This window comes from Hymenobacter sp. BRD67, assembly GCF_013256425.1.
Lineage (GTDB): Bacteria > Bacteroidota > Bacteroidia > Cytophagales > Hymenobacteraceae > Hymenobacter.
This window is the reverse complement of record NZ_CP053904.1, coordinates 124,533-142,064: the sequence shown is the minus strand read 5'-3', so window position 1 is coordinate 142,064 and position 17,532 is coordinate 124,533. Positions and strand designations below refer to the sequence as shown.

At 61.9% G+C, this 17,532-nt stretch carries 13 protein-coding genes and 3 pseudogenes; 5 read left to right on the top strand and 11 right to left on the bottom strand.

The features are described from left to right. Positions 1–13 precede the first annotated feature (13 nt). Positions 14–406 (top strand): response regulator, encoded by a 393-nt coding sequence (locus tag GKZ67_RS00605; RefSeq protein ID WP_254244984.1) that lies wholly within the window; start codon positions 14–16, stop codon positions 404–406. 27 nt (positions 407–433) lie between these two features. Here the strand turns inward: GKZ67_RS00605 and GKZ67_RS00600 are convergent, their stop codons facing one another. The 4 genes from GKZ67_RS00600 to GKZ67_RS00585 all read right to left on the bottom strand — a co-directional run bounded on the left by GKZ67_RS00600 (position 434) and on the right by GKZ67_RS00585 (position 3,798). Continuing rightward, positions 434–1,051 carry a ribonuclease HII gene (locus GKZ67_RS00600; RefSeq protein ID WP_173240693.1) on the bottom strand — a complete coding sequence of 206 codons (618 nt, stop codon included), beginning with the start codon at positions 1,049–1,051 and terminating at the stop codon, positions 434–436. Positions 1,052–1,156: 105 nt separating this feature from the next. Next, positions 1,157–2,761: a hypothetical protein gene (locus GKZ67_RS00595; protein ID WP_173240692.1), complete on the bottom strand. Its 1,605-nt coding sequence runs from the start codon at positions 2,759–2,761 to the stop codon at positions 1,157–1,159. 139 nt (positions 2,762–2,900) lie between these two features. After that, complete coding sequence (locus GKZ67_RS00590; RefSeq protein WP_173240691.1) at positions 2,901–3,308, bottom strand: EVE domain-containing protein; 408 nt, start codon at positions 3,306–3,308, stop codon at positions 2,901–2,903. 40 nt (positions 3,309–3,348) lie between these two features. Further along, on the bottom strand, positions 3,349–3,798 hold the full coding sequence (locus tag GKZ67_RS00585) for a hypothetical protein (protein ID WP_173240690.1): 450 nt from the start codon (positions 3,796–3,798) through the stop codon (positions 3,349–3,351). Positions 3,799–3,973: 175 nt separating this feature from the next. Between GKZ67_RS00585 and GKZ67_RS24235 the strand changes: the two genes are divergently transcribed. The 4 genes and pseudogenes from GKZ67_RS24235 (at position 3,974) to GKZ67_RS00575 (ending at position 6,737) form a co-directional block, all read left to right on the top strand. Further along, positions 3,974–4,240, top strand: a complete 267-nt coding sequence (locus GKZ67_RS24235; protein WP_317172205.1) for a hypothetical protein — start codon at positions 3,974–3,976, stop codon at positions 4,238–4,240. A gap of 38 nt (positions 4,241–4,278) precedes the next feature. Then, a pseudogene (locus GKZ67_RS24230) lies at positions 4,279–4,347 on the top strand (hypothetical protein); the annotation flags it as partial. 199 nt (positions 4,348–4,546) lie between these two features. Continuing rightward, on the top strand, positions 4,547–5,686 hold the full coding sequence (locus tag GKZ67_RS00580; protein ID WP_317172204.1) for a PHP domain-containing protein: 1,140 nt from the start codon (positions 4,547–4,549) through the stop codon (positions 5,684–5,686). A gap of 82 nt (positions 5,687–5,768) precedes the next feature. Then, positions 5,769–6,737, top strand: coding sequence for a glycosyltransferase family 9 protein (locus GKZ67_RS00575; RefSeq protein WP_173240689.1), 969 nt, complete (start codon positions 5,769–5,771; stop codon positions 6,735–6,737). 38 nt (positions 6,738–6,775) lie between these two features. Here the strand turns inward: GKZ67_RS00575 and GKZ67_RS22835 are convergent, their stop codons facing one another. The 7 genes and pseudogenes from GKZ67_RS22835 to GKZ67_RS00545 all read right to left on the bottom strand — a co-directional run bounded on the left by GKZ67_RS22835 (position 6,776) and on the right by GKZ67_RS00545 (position 17,396). Further along, entirely contained in the window at positions 6,776–7,639 is an 864-nt protein-coding gene (locus GKZ67_RS22835; protein WP_254244983.1) for an OmpA family protein, read from the bottom strand. After that, positions 7,633–8,856: a hypothetical protein gene (locus GKZ67_RS22830; RefSeq protein WP_254244982.1), complete on the bottom strand. Its 1,224-nt coding sequence runs from the start codon at positions 8,854–8,856 to the stop codon at positions 7,633–7,635. The genes GKZ67_RS22835 and GKZ67_RS22830 overlap by 7 nt, the downstream gene beginning before the upstream one ends. 254 nt (positions 8,857–9,110) lie before the next feature. Beyond that, complete coding sequence (locus tag GKZ67_RS00565; RefSeq protein WP_173240688.1) at positions 9,111–10,247, bottom strand: efflux RND transporter periplasmic adaptor subunit; 1,137 nt, start codon at positions 10,245–10,247, stop codon at positions 9,111–9,113. Positions 10,248–10,360: 113 nt separating this feature from the next. Beyond that, a pseudogene (locus tag GKZ67_RS00560) lies at positions 10,361–13,623 on the bottom strand (efflux RND transporter permease subunit). 144 nt (positions 13,624–13,767) lie between these two features. After that, positions 13,768–15,201: a TolC family protein gene (locus GKZ67_RS00555; protein ID WP_173240687.1), complete on the bottom strand. Its 1,434-nt coding sequence runs from the start codon at positions 15,199–15,201 to the stop codon at positions 13,768–13,770. Between the two features lie 152 nt (positions 15,202–15,353). Continuing rightward, positions 15,354–16,712, bottom strand: a complete 1,359-nt coding sequence (locus GKZ67_RS00550) for a sensor histidine kinase (protein ID WP_254244981.1) — start codon at positions 16,710–16,712, stop codon at positions 15,354–15,356. After that, positions 16,702–17,396: pseudogene (locus GKZ67_RS00545) on the bottom strand (response regulator transcription factor). The gene GKZ67_RS00550 and the pseudogene GKZ67_RS00545 overlap by 11 nt, the downstream one beginning before the upstream one ends. Positions 17,397–17,532: the final 136 nt, after the last annotated feature.

Sequence of the window (17,532 nt, the reverse complement as noted above, 5' to 3'; positions counted from 1 at the left end):
CCAGATGGACGTCATGAATGTACAGCGGGAGCTTCGCAAGCAGAATATTACCGTACCGCTAATCCATGCCCGCAACGGCCGGGAGGCCCTGAACCTGCTGCGCGGCGAAAATGGCGAAACCAAAATCAGTCGGCCCAGCCTGGTGATGCTTGACTTAAATATGCCGCGCCTCAATGGCCTGGAAATGCTCAAGATTTTGCGGGCCGACCCCGAGTTTAAAGACCTGACCGTATTCATCATGACCACTTCGGACCTGGATACAGACCGTATCGGGGCCAGCGACCTGGGCATCAGCGGCTATATTATCAAGCCTCTCACCTTCGACTCCTTTGGCAGCGAGGGTGGAGGCACGGTAGACAGCTTCAGCCTGTTTCTCGATTTGCTCAAGATGAAGGACAGTGAATAAATATTAATTTTTTAATATATATTATATTCACAATAATCTAAAGCCCATGCGGTGGTGCCGCGTGGGGCCGTGCTCGCGCAGCGCAGCGCGGTGGGCCGCTGTAGGATAGCCCGCATTCCGGGCCCAGCCATAGTGCGGAAATTCCCTGTCCAGCTCCAGCATGTGCGCGTCGCGAAAGGTTTTGGCCAGCACCGACGCGGCGGCAATGTGGCGGTAGCGGCCATCGCCGCCCACGGCGCAGGTGTGCGCCAGCCCCGGATAGGGTCGAAACCGGTTGCCGTCGACTAGCAGGTGAGCGGGCGATACGTGCAGGGCAGCCACTGCCCGGTGCATAGCCAGATAGCTCGCCTGGGCTATATTGAGCGCTTCTATTTCTTCTGTGGTAGCCGAGGCTACTGCCCAGGCTACCGCCTCGGCGCAGATAGCTTCGCGCAGCACCTCGCGCCGACGCGGCGTTAGCTGCTTCGAGTCGTTGAGAAAAGGCGGGTTAAAATCGGGCGGCAGCATTACGGCCGCCGCAAAAACCGGCCCGGCCAGACAGCCGCGCCCGGCTTCATCGAGGCCGGCCTCGTGCGGATGACCGGTGTGGCTCGCAAGCAAGCCGGTTGAGATAGTGGCGGCAGAGCGGGAAATAACAGATGACATAGTACAAAGCAATGAGCCAGAACCAGTCGCAAAGGTCGGTAAAAGCGCACTTGCCTTATGGGCCTGGGCCGCGCTACCCTTGCAAAGGCCTGCGCGCGGCCAACCTTAAAACTGCACTAGCTGCAGAAAAAAAACCTGCCGCTCGGAGGCATGCTCGGGTTTAATACGCTGAAAGCCACTGGCTACAAAGGTATTGTTAGCCCAAGGCATCAACTCAGGCTGGCGCACTTCAGTTACTTTTTCGGGTGGGCCGGTTGAGGTAAGCAGCTCTACCTTACTATCGTTTGCACTGGGCTCGCTCTGGCTGATGCGCTTGTAGTGCAGCTCATTATCGAGCAGGTAGGCCAGTACCAGGTGGCCATCGGCCAGGGCCAGGGCCTGCACTGCTTCTTCAAGCTCGGAGCGCACTACATCGTCACTGAGCACGAAGTTATTGTCCCACAATAAGCTGCCTTGCTTATCGAAACCACAAACCAGTACGTGCGACGTACGAAAGCCCGTAAAGGAGCGGTTCGACCCGTAGCGGTTATACGGCCCGAAGCCATTGTAGGGACTGTAGGAATTGTGCCCAGTCAGGCCATACGGACTGAGCATCATGTTGCCATAGGTCGAATAGCTGTACTGCGGATTATACACTTCGGCCACTAGGGTATAGCCGCCGTCGGGCTGGGGCAGCAGCTCGTGCAGCAGCAGGTGATAGTGCCAGCGCAAAGGGCTGGCCTTGCGGGCCTCGCGCCGGGCCGAGCGGGCCTGTAGGCGCGCCGAGTGGTTTGGCGCCAGGTAATCGAAGAAATGCCGGAAGCGCCTAAAATCGTAGAAGCGCAAGGCCGGGCGGTCGTCGGGAGCGGGGGTTGCCCGCTTGGTCAGGTCGGTGGCAAATAGTCCTTGCGCGTAGCGCAGGTCACGCAGGCCGTACGTGCCGGCCAGCAGGCGCGTGGTAGTGTCTTCGAGCGGGCTAAGCTGGGCCGTGAGCAGGCTGCGCTCGCTCTCAGTCTGCACCATTTCGGAATTGAGCACCAGGCCCTGCTCGGCCGAGAGGCGCTTGAGCAACAGGCGCTGCTTACGGCCATTGCTCTGGCTAAGCACAAACTCGGCGCGTCCGGCCGGTCGGTCGGCCACGCTGGTCAGCTCCGTATCGAGGGGCTCGTAGAGTGCGGGCAAAAATTGAAACTGCCCGCTGGCTACGTCGAGCAGCAGCACGGTTTGGTGCAGCTGGTCGGCAAGCGTCACATTAACCAGCAGCCGGCCAGTCATGGCTTTAAGGCCTACTACCTCGCGGCTGAGCTTGGTATCGAAGGGCTGCACATGCACCTGCCCGCCGTGCGCATCGTAGGCTACGACGAGTAAGCGGCCCGATACATCGGGGTTGCGAAACAAGGCGTAGGCGATGCCCGGCTCGGCGCATAGGCGCTGCACCTCAAAGCCGGCGGGTATCTCGACGGGCGTTTCGCGGCGCAGGTGCAGGTTGGCCCCGTATTGCTGCAGCACGTAGCTTGGCTGCTTATGAATACCGGGCGCTTCGTGGCGTATCAGCACTACCACGGCCGTATCGGCGGGCAGGGGCTGCACCTGCACCTCATCGTTGGCCGGGTCGAGCAGCAGCTCGGTGCGGGCCAGCTGGGCCGGGGCATCGGGCGGGGGTGGCACCGGCCGCTGGGCCACTACCAGTAAGGGCAAGCAGCTCAGCACTATAGCGAAGAGGTGTTTCATAGCTAATTCCGCAACGCAACCCCGCGCCAGATTGGCGACGGGTCTTCACGAAGATAAGCAAGCCGCTGCGGAATATAAGGGCGAAAACGGGCCGGATAACTAATTTTTCTGCGGCCCGCTTCAGCTTCGCCCGGCCGGCTTATTCGCTCAGCTCCAGCACCAGGTCAAACTCTTCGGGCCGCACAGGCGTGACCGATAAACGCGACTGGCGCAGCAGGCCCAGCTGGGCCAGCCGGGGCTCGGCCTTCAGCGCCGCCAACGATACGGGGCGGCTCAAGGGCACATGGGGCCGCAGGTGCACCGCCACCCAGGGGCTGCCGGCCTCGGCGGTGGTATCGGGCCGGTGAGCAGTGTGGACAATAGCCACCCCTACCACGGCCTTTTCGCTCACGCTGTGGTAAAATAGGGCCAGGTCGCCGGGCTGCATGGCTTGCAGGTTGTTGCGGGCCTGGTAATTGCGCACGCCCGTCCAGTCGGTGCCGCCGTCGCGCACAAAATCGGCCCAGGAATACGCTTCGGGTTCGGATTTAACGAGCCAATAGTTCATGCCCACAAAGGTCGGTACACGCTGGGCCGTGGGGCAATGCTCAGGGGTGGCGAATAATCTCGATGGGCGGCCGCTCGCTCAAGCGGCGCAGCATCAGCACCCCCTGCTTATAGGCCAACAGCTCCAGCTCGTAGTCGGGCGCGGCGGGCTCCAGCTCGGGCAAGTGAATAAGCAGATGGCCGGTGGTGGTTTCGGTCCAGGTGCCCTCCTGAGCCAGCAGCCCGCCGCCGGGCGCCACATCATAACGCACAAAGCGGCCATCCGGCCCCAGCTTAAAGCCCGGCCGGCCCTCCGGCCGGTAACGAAAGCGAAACGTATTGCGCCGGTACGTGAGCGTATCGGCCCGGCTGGCTTCGGGTACAAGCAGCCAGGTGCCCTGTAAGGCTGCCAGCGAGCCGCCCGGCAGCCCGCTTGGATGGTGGGGCTGGCAGGCGGCCAGCAGGGTCAGCAGCACGCCGCCTGGCAGCCGCAGACGTTTCAATGACAACATAGCGGGCAATAGTACGCGCATTTTGGGCATCCCACCGCAGCGTTGGGCCGTACTTTTGGTTTCAGTAACTCTTTTTTCGTTGCCTGTTAGTAGTTGTTCGTTGTCAACAACTGGCTTATCAGCGGGCTACTCAACGAATAACGGGTAACAAACAACGCACTCCGCCAAGCTCGCAATGGATAACCGCGCCCTTATTAAAGCCTTCCGGCTCACGGCTCAGCTCATGGAGCTGCACGACGAAAACCCGTTTAAAATCAGGGCGTACGAGGGCACTGTCACGGCGCTGGAGCAGCTGGAGTTTCCGGTGTCGGAGATAGAGCGTGCGGGGCTGCCCGACCGCACCGGCCTGAGCAAGACCCAGGCCGCCAAAGTAGCGGAGCTGCTCGACACGGGCACGTTTGAGGAGTTGCAGCGCCTGCTCGACAGTACCCCGGCGGGGTAGTTGAGCTTCTGAATATCAAAGGTATCGGCCCCAAAAAGGTGCGGGCGCTGTGGCGCGACGCGGGCATTGAGAGCCCCGACCAGCTGCGCGAGGCTGCGGAAGCCGGCCTCGTAGCCAAGCTTAAGGGCTTTGGGGCCAAAACCCAGGAAACCTTACTGGCCGCCCTCGAATTCACCGACCAAAGTGCGGGCAAGCTGCTTTTTTCGCAGGCTGAAGAACTGGCTAATAGCCTCCTCGAACACCTGCGCCAGGTACCGGGCGTGACGGCGGCGGCCGCGGCCGGCGAAGTACGCCGCGCCCTCGAAATTGTGGAGACGGTGGAAATCATCGTGGCTACCCCGACCCCTCCCCATCCACGCGCTGCTCAACGCGGCCCCCGGCCTGCAGCACGAGGTGCGCCGCTCGGGTCCCTGGGCCTGGTGCGGCACGGCTACCGACTCGGGCGTGGGCGTAACGGTACGCATGACAGCGCCCGAAGGCTTTATCAATCAGCTTTTTGTGGCCACCGGCAACGAGGCCCACCTGACTACCGCGCTGCCCCAGGCTGGCCCCGGCCAGCCAAGCACGCTGCGCCAGTGGGCCAAGCGTGAGCACTTTACCAGTGAGGAGGCGCTGTACGAAAAAGCAGGCTTGCAATATATAGTGCCCGAGCTACGGGAGGGACTGGGCGAAATTGAGCTGGCCGCCGAGCATAAAATCCCGATTTTGTTGCAAGACAGCGACTTGCGCGGCTCGCTGCACAACCACAGCACCTACTCCGACGGCAGCCACTCGCTGCGCCAGATGGCTACTTTTCTGCGCGATGCCGGCTACGAGTACCTCGGCATCTGCGACCACTCGCAGGCGGCGCACTATGCCAACGGCCTGGGCCCCGAGCGCGTGCGCCAGCAGCAGCGCGAGATTGACGAGCTGAACGCCGAGCTGGCGCCGTTTCGTATTTTCAAAGGGATTGAGGCCGATATCCTGGGCGATGGCAGCCTCGACTATGACGAGGCGCTGCGCGATTCGTTCGACTTTATCGTGGCCTCCATTCACTCTAACCTGAAAATGGATGAGGCACGGGCCACCGAGCGCCTGCTGCGGGCCATTGCCAACCCCCACACCACCATGCTGGGCCACCCCACCGGCCGCCTGCTGCTGCGTCGGGCCGGCTACCCCATTGATTTTAAAGCCGTTATTGATGCCTGCGCCCAGCACCAGGTAATTATCGAAATCAACGCCAACCCCTGGCGGCTCGACCTCGACTGGCGCTGGGTGCGCTATGCGCTGGCCCAGGGCGTGCAGCTCAGCATTAACCCCGATGCCCACCACACCAGCGGCTACGCCGATATGCGGTACGGCGTGCTGGCCGGCCGCAAAGGCATGCTAACCAAGAAGATGACGTTTAATGCAAAGTCGGTAGACGAGGCAGCAGCGTATTTTGCGGCGCGCAAGGTGAAGCTGTAGCGTGGACTCTGCGAGTCCGCGCGTGGGTATACAAGGCGGTCCGTTCAACGCGCGGACTCGCAGAGTCCACGCTACATTACTTATGAAAATCCTGGTTCTGCGCTTCTCTTCCATCGGCGATATTGTGCTGACTACGCCGGTGGTACGGCAGCTGAAAACCCAACTGCCGAATGCACAAGTGCATTTTGCTACCAAGCCGGCGTTTGCCAAGCTGTTTGAGGCCAGCCCTTACGTCGATAAGCTGCACCTGCTGAGTGGCAGCCTTTCGCAGCTGGTGCGCGAGCTACGAGCCGAGTATTTTGACTATATAGTTGATTTGCACAATAATCTGCGCACCCGGCTCATTCGTCTCCAACTGCCGGGCGTGCCAGGCCGGGCCTTTGATAAGCTCAACTGGCAAAAATACCTGCTGGTGCAGTTCAAAATCAACCGCTTACCGCCCGTGCATATCGTAGACCGCTATCGGGCGGCCGCCGCGCCGCTTGGTATTCGCGATGATGGCGAAGGGCTCGATTATTTTATTCCGCCCGGTGCGGAAGTTGAGTTGGCTACCGAGCTGCCGGCTGGCTTTCAGCCCTGGGAATACGTAGCCGTGGCTATCGGCGCGCAGCACGCTACCAAGCGCCTGCCGGTTGAAAAGCTCATTGAGCTGGTGCAAAACCTGGCCCCACGCCCGGTAGTGCTGCTAGGCGGCCCCGAGGACGAAAGCAGCGGCCACGTCATCCAGCTGGCGGCAACCTCGCTCGTTTTTAATGGCTGCGGGCGTTTTTCCCTGCATCAGTCGGCTTCCCTGCTGCGGCAGGCGCGCTTTGTTATAAGCCACGATACCGGGCTGATGCACATTGCCTCGGCGTTTAAGAAAGAGATTTACAGCGTGTGGGGCAACACAGTGCCGCAGTTTGGGATGTACCCCTACCGCACCCAGTTCGAAACCCTGGAAGTGCCGGGCCTACCCTGCCGGCCCTGCTCGAAGATTGGCTTTGCCCAGTGCCCACAGGGGCATTTTAAGTGCATGCGCGACCAGGATTTGGCGCGGAAGTGGCCGGTATAGAACCTCCGCGCGGAACCGTTAGCCGGCGCAGGCAACTACTACTTCCAGTCGCCGCCAGCGCCCTTGTCGCTTTCGGGCTTAATCAGGCGAAATTCTACCCGGCGGTTGATGCGCGCATCGGCATCGGTTAGCTCGTCTTTAAGGGGCTTGCTGGAGCCGTAGCCGAAGCTTTCGATGCGGTTGGGACTGAGCTTACCCTTGCGCTCGATGTAGCGGCGGATTTCCTCGGCGCGGTCCTGCGAGAGCTTTTCGTTTACTTCGGGGTCGCCGCGGCCATCGGTGTGGCCCGCGATACTGAGCCGGTACGTAGGGTGGTCGGCCAGAAACAGCGTGATGCGGTCGAGCGTGGGGTGCATAGCCGGCGAAATATTTGACTTACCAGCCTCAAACTCAATATTTTTAAAGATGAGAGGCAGCTTGTAGTTGATGCTGTTGGTGAGCATCGCCATCACCGTGTCGCCTTTCAGCTCAAATTGGCGCTCCACCGTGAACGCATCGGGGCTCTGAATAAGCATGGCGTAGTGCGAGCCATCCATGAGCTCGAAATCGAAGGAACCATCGGCACGCAAGTACTTGCTGGCCACCTCAATCCCGTTGTCGAGGTCGATAATGCTGACCATTCCTTTCAGCGGGCGGTTGCTTACCGAATCGAGGAGCGTGCCCGCCACCTGGGTGGTAGCCATGGGCTGGGCCTCCATGGGAAGCGGAAACGAATACAGGTCGAGGTTTTCGATGTCCTTCGGCTCGGAGCGGGCGTAGTAAAGGTTTTTACTTTGGCTGTCGATGGTAAAGTAATACTCTGAGCCCTTGCCGTTTACAAGCGGACCGATGTTGCGTGGCTCTTGCCAGCGGCCATTTACTCTATATGTTTTATATATATCAAAATCACCAAAATTCAACAACTGCCCCGCGAGCTGAAATACAGCACCTGGTACAAGGGATGAAAAAACGGGCTCACCTCGCTTTCGCGGGTGTTTACGACGGGCCCCATATTCAGGGCCTTGCCCCACTGGCCATTTTTGCCCTTCACAGTGTAATAAATGTCGCTCATGCCAAAGCCGCCGAGGCGGTCGGAAGCAAAATACAGCGTGTCTTCCTTGGGCGAAAGGGTGGGCTGCGAGTCCCAGGCCGGGGAATTCACCAGCGGACCGAGGCTTTTAGGCGTGCTCCACTTGCCATCTTTGCCCAGCGAAGCCGTAAACAGGTCGCAGTTGCCGTGGCATACCGGGCATTCGCAGCGGGCAAAGAAAATGGTGCGGCCATCGTGCGAGAAGCACGCCGAACCTTCGTTATAGGGCGAGTTGATGGGTTTGGGCAGCGGCTCGGCATCCGACCAGTAGTTGGGCCCCTGCTTGTGCGAAACATAGAGATTTTCATCTACTTTCGCGCGCACCCCCTTGCCTTGCTGGCGCTTCGAAGTAAAGAGCAGCACGGTATCGCCCGCGCCCAGGGTGGGGCCGTAGTCCGGAAACCTGGAGTTCACCGCGTCGCCCATGTTGGTGTACACGTTCTTGGGCGGATGAAACGTGTTGATACTCTTGCGATACTCTACCACGTCGTAGTATACCTTAAGCGGCACGTAGAGCAGCGCGGCCTTCTCTTCCAGCGAATCGTAATAGAGCTGCACCCGCGTGATATCGGTGCGGTGGTGCTTGAGCGCCAGCCGAAAATACGCCTTAGCCAGCTCCTGCCGCGAGCTGTCGCGCTGCAACAGCTGCCCCAGGTGCCAGAGCAGGTCGGTATTGCGGTAAAAATTCTCGATACCGAACTGGCCAACGTATTTTTCCAGCAACACCCGGGCCTCGGCGTAGTGGTGGCGGCGCTCGGCTTTCTGGATGGCCTTCAGCGCTTTTTTATCCTCAAAAAACGGGATTCTGTTGATATTCGGAAAGTCAGGGGTACCATCGGGTCGTACGCGCAGGCGGCGGCTGATGCGCCCTTTCAGTGCCCGCTGCTGGTAGGCCGGCCGGGGCGATGCCTCTGCTTTAGGAGTGGCTGGGGGCGCCGCTTTGCCCGCCTTCGCCGCCGCATGCGGCACCTGTTGTGCCTTCAGCGGCCAGGCAATGCCCAGCAAAACCAGCCAGCAGCAAATAAAACAAAAAAGTAGCGGGTGGCGCATGAGCAGGCAGCAGGGCAGAATAGGGCTGCAAGTTCTTACATAATAGCCATTATTATCAAATCACTACTGCGGGTTCGGCGTTAGGGTGCACGATAGCTACAAAGCCTCGCCCTCTTTTGTCATTGCGGGGGCCTGTCCAAGCCACAGGGCTGGTAAACGAGCGGGCAGCACTACGTAGCCCGGCTTCAGGCGAAGGCTGGAACTGGCCGTGCGCAGCGCGCCGGCTTACTCTGCCAGGGCTACTGCCCTGCCGGCTAACGCAGGGTTACGCGCACTGGCTGGCGGGCCACAATCTCCTCATTACCCGCCTTCAGCACTACATCGCCGGCCTGGAGCTGGCCAAATACCTGCACCTGGCCAGCGTTCTCATCACCAAGCTGCACGTCTACCAGCTCGGTGCGGCCGTCGGCCACGCGGATGAGGTAGGTGCGCTCAGCAGTGTTTACCACCGCCGATTTGGGCACGAACAGGCTGTTCGCCGAGACTTTCACCGGCAGGCTGGCCGAGGCGAACATGCCGGGCTTCAGCTCCTCTTTCGGGTTGGGAATGTCCAGCTCGACCTGCTCGGAGCGGGTGGCGGCCTGTACGCTGCCGGCCGTGCGGGTGAGCTTGCCGGTGAAGGTGCGCCCCGGAAAGGCCCGCACCGTGAACTGCACCGGGTTGCCATTTTTGATTTCGCCCACGTAAGCCTCGGGCACGGCCACTCGCAAACGCAGCGGGTTGAGCTGCCGCAGCCGGAACAAGGGCAAGCCCGTGCCCTGGCCTACCATGGCACCGGGGGCGGCATTGCGCTCCGTGATGGTGCCGGCGAAGGGGGCAGTCAGGCGCAGGTAGGCCGCCATCTGGGCAGCGGCCCGGTAATGCGCACGGGCCGCCACCACATTCAGGCTGTCGCTGGTGGCCTGGGTGCGGGCCTGGTCTACGGCAAGGGGTGACACGGCGCCGGCAGTACGGGCTGTTTGACGCAGGCGGCGGTAGCTGCCCTGGCTACCCTGGGCGGTGGCCTCAGCAGCTTTTTGCTTACCCAGCGCCTCGCTGAGGGCGGCCGTCAGTTCGGGGGCATCGAGCTCGGCCAGCACCTGGCCGGCCCGCACGTGGTCACCTATGTCTACATTCACCTGGCGCACATAGGCGCTCACGCGCGGCGTGATGTCGGTCTGGTAAAAGCTTTCCAGCTCGCCGGGCAGGGTAAGGGCCTGGGCCGGGGGCGCGGCCGTCACCCTGACGGCCGCATAGGTGGCGGGGCCGGCGGCCGGCGCTTTAGCAGCGGCTTGCTCATCTGCGTTGCCCGGCGAGCCGCAGCCGCTCAGCAGCAGGGCAGGTGCAGCCAGCAAAGTCGCCAGGGTCAGCAATTGAGTCGGGCGGAAAGAAAGCGGGAGTCGGGAGGTCATAGAATGCAAAATGCAAGGCGAAAGGGGGGTAAGGGCTTCTGCTCGCGCAGCTACCCAAAAAAGAGCGTCATGCAGGGCCCAGCGCAGCATGACATTCTTTAGCAAGCAGTTAGCTAAGCCAGCGCCGGCTCGGGCTGCGGGCGCTCGGCCGTAGGGGCCACGGTGCGGTCATAGTCGGCACTTTCCGGGTCGTCGGGGTCGAGCGAGACAGATACAAAAGTGGTTTTGCGCTGCACAGCCGCAAACACCACTGGCAGAATCAGCAGGGCGGCAACCGTGGAGGCCAGCAGGCCGCCAATCACGGCCCGGCCCAGCGGGGCGGTTTGCTCACCGCTTTCGCCCAGGCCCGAGGCCATTGGCAGCATACCGGCAATCATGGCGATGCTCGTCATCAGGATGGGACGCAGGCGGGCCGCGCCGGCCAGGCGGGCGGCGGCCGTGGCATCGCGGTAGCGCAGGCGCAGGCTCTCGGCATTGGTGACAACCAGCACGGCATTAGCCACCGACACGCCCACCGACATGATGATACCCATGTACGATTGCAGGTTCAGAGTCTGGCCCGTGACTAGCAGCAGCAGTAGCGAGCCAGCCAGCACGGCCGGCACCGTCACGAGCACCACACCGGCTACTTTCAGCGACTGGTAATTGGCGGCCAGCAGCAGAAAAATGACCACGACGGCCAGTGCCAGGCCGGTTTGCAGGCTGCTCAGGGTTTCTTCGAGCAGCTGGGACAGGCCCCGCACCTGTACCACCGAGCCCTTGGGCGGCGCACCCACTTCCTTGATGGCCTGCTGCACAGCGCGGGTGGCGGTGCCCAGGTCCTGCCGGTTGATGTTAGCCGAAACCGTGATGATGCGGCGCGGCCCGATGCGGTCGTACTCGCCGGGCACGGTGGCGGTGCGCAGCGTGGCCACGTCGCCCAAAGTGGGGCGCAGCTGGCCCGGCACGAGCGGAATATTGCGCATGTCGTTCTCGGTTTTCATGTCCTGCGAGGCGAGCTGCACCTGCACCTGGTAGGCAAAGCCCTTGCCCTGGTCGAGCCACAGGTTTTTGGCCGTGAAGCGGCTACTCGACGTGGCCGCTACCAGCGACCTAGCAATCTGGTCGGGGGTGAGGCCAAACTGCGCGGCCCGCTCGCGGTCTACGGTAATCTGCACCGTGGGGTAGCTCAGGGGCTGATTGATGCGCACGTCGCGCAGGTAGGCAATCTGCCTGAGACGGGCCACGAGCTTATCGGCATAGCCTTTACCATCGGATAGGCTTTTGCCAGCTACCAGCACCTCGATGGGCGTTTGGGCACCCTGGCTCATAATCTTGTCGGTCAGCTCGATGGGCTCGAAGCTGAGCTGCACGTCGGGCACCTGGTGGGCCACTGCCTGGCGGATTTTATCCTTCAGCGCGTCCAGGTTCTGCACCTTGTAGTCTTCGGCCAGGTTCACCTGCAAGTCGGCCTCGTTGGGGCCGGCGTTGAAGACGTAGAGCGCGCTCGTGCCATACGAGCTGGGCGTCATGCCCACGAAGGCTGAGGTGATGGCCACGTTCTGCGGCCCCACAATATCCTGGATAATCTTAATAATCTGCTTGGTACGGTTCTCGGTGCGCTCGATGCGCATGCCCTCGGGCGCCACCAGGCGCACCTGAAACTGCTTGGAGTGCGTGATTTTGGGCATCATATCCTGCCCGATGAAGTAGAAGCACGTGCCGATAATGGCGGCGCACACCACGCCATACACAGTAGCTACCAGTGCCCGGTGGCGCAGCAGCCGGTCGAGCAAAGCCAGATAATGCAGCTTCACCCGCTCGAAGCCGGTGACTTTTTCGGGGTGGTGCAGCTCGTAGGTTTCCTGGGCTTCATCGCGGGGCTCGCTTAGGTCGGGCAGCAGGCTCAGGTCGTGCGGACCAGGGTGGGCGTGGCCTTTCAGCCACCAGTTGGCCACCACCGGCACAAAGGTTTGCGAGAGCACATACGACACGATAATCGAAAAGCCCACCGAGAGCGAAAGCGGAATAAACATGCCCGCGGCACCCCACTCATAAGAAACGCCGGCGCAAATACGGCCAGAATGCTGAGCGTAATGAGCAGCAGCGGAAACGACACTTCCTGGCTGGCATCCAGGATGGCGCGGGCCTTGGGCTTGCCCATTTCCAAGTGCTGGTGAATGTTTTCAATCACCACCGTGGCCTGGTCGACCAGGATACCGATGGCCAGCGACAAGCCGAGAGCGTCATCAGGTTGATGGTTTGCCCGAAGAGCTGAAGCAGCAGAATAGCCGACAGAATAGAGGCTGGAATAGTGAGAATCACGATAAGCGACGAGCGCAAATCGCCCAGAAACAGCAGCACCACCAGGCCCGTGAGCAGCGCGCCGAGCCCGCCCTCAAAGGCGAGGCTATGCACGGCCTGCGTCACGTACACCGACTGGTCGAACTCGTAGCTGAGCTGAATATTATCGGGCAGCAGGGCGCGCATCTCGGGCAGCTTAGCCTTGAGGGCGCTTACTACGCTCATGGTGGAGGCATCGGCCGATTTCGTGACGGGGATATACACCGAGCGCTTGCCGTTGATGAGGGCGTAGCCCACCGGGATGTCGGTACCGTCTTCCACCGTGGCAATGTCGCGGATGAAGACGCTGGGCCCTACGCCCTGCCGCAGCGGAATATTCAAAAAATCAGTTATTTTATCCAGCACCGTGTTGCTCGGGTCATCACCATGTAGTCGCCCATGCCCACGGCCCCGGCCGGCGAAACCTGGTTGTTTTTCACGATGGCCGACACAATTTCATCGGGCGTGAGGGCATAGCTTTTCATCTTGTCGGGGTCAACGCGCACCACTACCGTGCGCTCGTTGCCGCCAAAAGGCGGCGGGGCCGACGCGCCCGGAATCTGCGAGAACAGCGGCCGAATTTTGGTCGAGGCCAAATCCTGCATCTGCCCTAGCGAGGCGCTGGCCGAGCTGAACACCAGCTCGCCCACCGGCAGGCTGCTAGCATCGAAGCGTACTACCGTGGGCGGCACCGAGCCGGGCGGCAGGTAGCTCATCACGCGGCTCACCTGGCTGGCTACCTCACCGGCGGCCTGGGCCATGTTCACGTCTTCGTAGAAGGTACACTTGACCAGGCACAAGCCCTGGATGTTCTTCACTTCCACGTCCTTAATACCCGATACATAGAGCATCTGGTTCTGGTAGCGCGTGGCAATAAAGCCTTCCATCTGGCCCGGCGTCATGCCGCCGTAGGGCTGGGCAATGTAGATGGTCGGCAGGTTGAGCCGGGGAAAAATATCAACCGGAATACGCCCAGCGCCAGCCCGGCAAAAACGAGTATGCCGAGCAGGGCCACGATAACGGCGATGGGTTTGGCAAGGGCAGCTTTAAGCATTTGATTAAGCTGTTGGCTTCTTTAAAAGTCGTCCGTCATGCTGACGAAGGAAGCATCTCTACCGGTCAACTATTCAATGCCTTAGCAACGAAGCGGCAGAGATGCTTCCTTCGTCAGCATGATGTTCTTAATCAGGACTCTTAGCTACAGCTGCCCCAGCAACCCGCCGAGGCTACCGCCGGCCGCGCCTTGCAGCAGCACGGCGCGCCAGAGGTTGTTGGTAGCCAGGGCCTGGTCGGTTTCGGCGCGGTTGAGCGCCTCGGTGGCCTGGGTGAGCACGAGCAGGTTGTCGAGTCCGGCGTCGTAGCGGGCGCGGGCGGCGGTGTAGGCCTGGCGGGCAGCGGCCAGCTGCGCGGGCGCCGCCAGGGCCGTTTGCTGGGCCAGCTCTACTTGCAGGCGGGCGTTTTGAAGCTGGGTTTCGAGCTGCAGGGCCTGCTCGTCGTAATCGGCGCGGGCCTGCTCGCTGCGAATGCGCTGCGCCTGCACCGCCCGCCCCGAGTGAATCAGCTCAGTGGCCCGCCACGTGAGGGTGGCGCCCACCATATAGTTATAGGCCTTGAAGGGCAGCCCGGCGCCCGGCGATGAGTCGATGACAAAATTACCTTTGTCATCCACGGCGTCGCGCACGCCCGAGCCCCGGCCCCAGCTCGAAGCCAATAAGTTGAGACTGGGACGTTTATTAGCATTAAGCAATGAGGCTTGCGCCTGGCTGGCCACGATGCGCTGGCGGTAGGCCCGCAGCAGCGGGTTGGTAGCGCGGGTAGTATCGGGCGCGGCAGCGCCGGCCACTGGCAGGCGCGAATAAAACTGCATGGAGTCGAGCTGCACCTCCTGGGTGGGCTGGCCCAGCAAGCCCGCCAGTCGGGTGCGCTGCGTTCGGGCCTGCTGCCGGGCCGCCAGCACTTGCAGCCGGGCGCGGGCCAGCTCGGCATTGGCAGTGGAAGAGTCGATACCCGGCCGGATGCCGGAACGCGTACCCGCCCGGATAACCACAGCCAGCTGCTGGGCGCGCGCCAGGTTAGCCTGCTGCAAGGCTACCGCCTTCTCAGCTCCCAGGGCCAGCAGATAGGCATCGGCCACCTGCGCCTGATACTCGAATACGGCTTGGTCGTAATCGGCCTGGGCAGCCGATACAGCTGCTTCCGAGCGATTCTCGCTGGCCCGGTAGCGGCCGAACGTGACGGCTGGCCACTCGATGGCCAGCACCCCCAGGCTGGAAAAGTTGGTACGCCCGTCGGGCCCGGTCGATTTTACGGCCCCCGACTCCGAAAAAGCGACGCCCGGCAGGTAGGCCCCGCGCACCTGGTTGGCAGTAGCATTAAGGGCCTGCGCCTGCACTGTTACCTGCGGCAAAAAGGCTGACCGGTTGGTACGCACATCTGCTTCAGCGGCCCGTACGGCGGCCTGCCGGGCCCGTAGCGCCGGGTACTTGGCCTGCGCTACTTCCAGGGCTTGTGGCAGGGTAAGCGGCCGAGGCAGCTCGGGGAGCCCCTGAGGCTGCTGCGCCCGGGCTACCAATAGGCCGGGGCCTGTCAGCAGGCCCAGCCAGCTCAGGCAAAGGAAGATTCTCAGCTTCATGCTGCAAACCTCCGGTGGTGGTATTAGACTGGTATTAAGATGAAATTAGAAGTTATTAGAAGGTGTTTCTGTAGCTCTCTGCGTGGGGCCTCACCCCATCAGAATAGCAGGCGCACTTTCACTTTCTGCCTACCCGCCAGCCAGCGGCAAGCTTACCTCGGCGCTGGTGCCGCCGCCGGGCCGGGGCCGCAGCCGCAGCGTGCCCCGTGCCGCTGAATAATGCGCCGCGCCAGCGTCAGCCCAATGCCGAAGCCCGGCACATCGGCCGATACGTCGCGGCCGCGGGTCAGGGGCTCAAACAAGCGCTCAGCTTCCTCCGGGCGAATGCCGGGACCCCGGTCTTCGATACGAATGCGTACGGCCATTTCGGTATCCATTTCGAGGCATACATCCACGGGCTGCCCGTTAGAATACTTAGCGGCATTATCTACCAGATTGCCCAAGGCAGTGCGCAGCAGTGAGGCATGCCCCCGCAGCGAAGGGGCGTGCAACTGCTGCTGCACGCCCTCGCTCAGGTCAAGGTTGAGTACGCGGCCGGGGTGCTGGCGCTGGGCCGTGCTTACCACCTCCAGGAGTACGTCCACCAGGTCGAGCGGGGCGGTAGGCAGCGTGGGGTCGGGGCCATCGAGCCGGGCCAGGTAAAGCAGGCCGTTTGTCAGGGCCGTGAGGCGGTCCAGCTCCTGCACGGCCCGGCCCAGGCCCACGCGCAGGCTATCAGCATCCTGGTCGTAGGCCAGGGAGGTTTCGAGCCAGCCCTTGAGCGTAGTGAGCGGCGTGCGCAGCTCGTGCGAGGCGTGTGAGATGAACGCACTCTGGCTCTCGGCCAGGGCTTCCTGCCGGGCCAGCAGAGCATTGAAAGCCGCCGCCAGCTGGCCTACTTCGTCGCGGGCATTAGCCGGGCGCAGCCGGAAGCCGGCCGCCCCGGCCTGCGAGGTGCGCAGCTGGCCGATAACCAGCGTGAGCGGAGCCAGGGCACGCACCGCAAAAAGCCAGCCCAGCGCGCCCACTACCGCCACCGCCCCCAAAATACCCAGCCCCAGCACCTGCCGCAGCCGGTGCATTTGGTCGTAGCCCTGCTGGTCGTAGGCCGTTACCACAGCCACGTAACGGCCAGCGGCACCCGGTCGATTATAGGTAAGGGCTATGCCTTCCTTTCGCTCGTCGTGGCCGGGGCTTTGATAGGTAAAGGCCAGCGAATCCAGACCCCGCGCCAGCGTCAGCCACGTAGCGGAGGGGTGGAAATCCGGGTTGAGTCCTGCCGAGTACACCCGCTGGCCGCCCGGCGCATACACGTATTCGCTTTGCTCGGGCAGCGAGGCCAGCATGGCCCCGGCGGCGGAGTCGCCCAGCGCCAGCACCTGCTGGGTAAGGGCCGCTTTGCGGGTCAGGCGCTCGGCAAACGTCTGGGCCCGGAAGCGGGCCGTGCTCACGTACACGTAGGCGGCCAGCGCCAGCAAAAGCGCAATAACTAGCGCGGCAAACCAGAGCAGGAGCTTATGTTTAATCTGCATCGCGTACCTGCTTACCCCGCATCATATAGCCCGTGCCCACTATCGTGTGCAGCAGCTTTTGCCCGAAGGGCTTGTCAATCTTATTGCGCAGGTAATTTACGTACACGTCGATGATGTTGGTGCTGGTATCGAAGTTCAGGTTCCAGACCTTTTCGGCAATATCGACCCGGCTCACGGTACGGTTCTGGTTGGTCATCAGGTATTCCAGCAGCGAGTATTCGCGGGTGGTCAGCTCAATTGGCTGGCCGGCCCGGTGCACGGTGCGGGCATTGATGTCCAGCTCCAGGTCGGCCACGCGCAGCACGTGGCGCAGGCCGGCGTAGGCTTCCCCGCGCCGCGCCAGCGCCCGGATGCGCAAGAGCAGCTCCCGAAACTCAAACGGCTTGACGAGGTAGTCGTCGGCCCCGGCCCGAAGCCATTTTCCTTGTCCTGAATCCCATCCAGCGCGGTGAGCAGCAGTACCGGCTGCCGGGGCGAGTGCTGCTTGATGTAGCGGCACAGGTCGAAGCCGTTCATGCCGGGCAGGTTCACGTCCAGAATTACCACGTCGTAGGGGTGCTGGTCGAACATGGCCCGGCCCATCAGCCCGTCGTAGGCCACCCGCAGGTCGTACCCCTCTGCCTCAATGCCTTTCTGAATAAAGTAGGTGACGACCACCTCGTCTTCCACCAGCAGAATTCTCATGGCGCGAAGGTCGGCAGGTTTGCGTAAGTGCGATGCGCTCAGCCATTAATTAAATTTATCAATTTCATATATTTTACTTTTATAATACTAATACTACGCTTCTGCGCATGAGCCGCACGTGCCGCTTTGGCCGGCC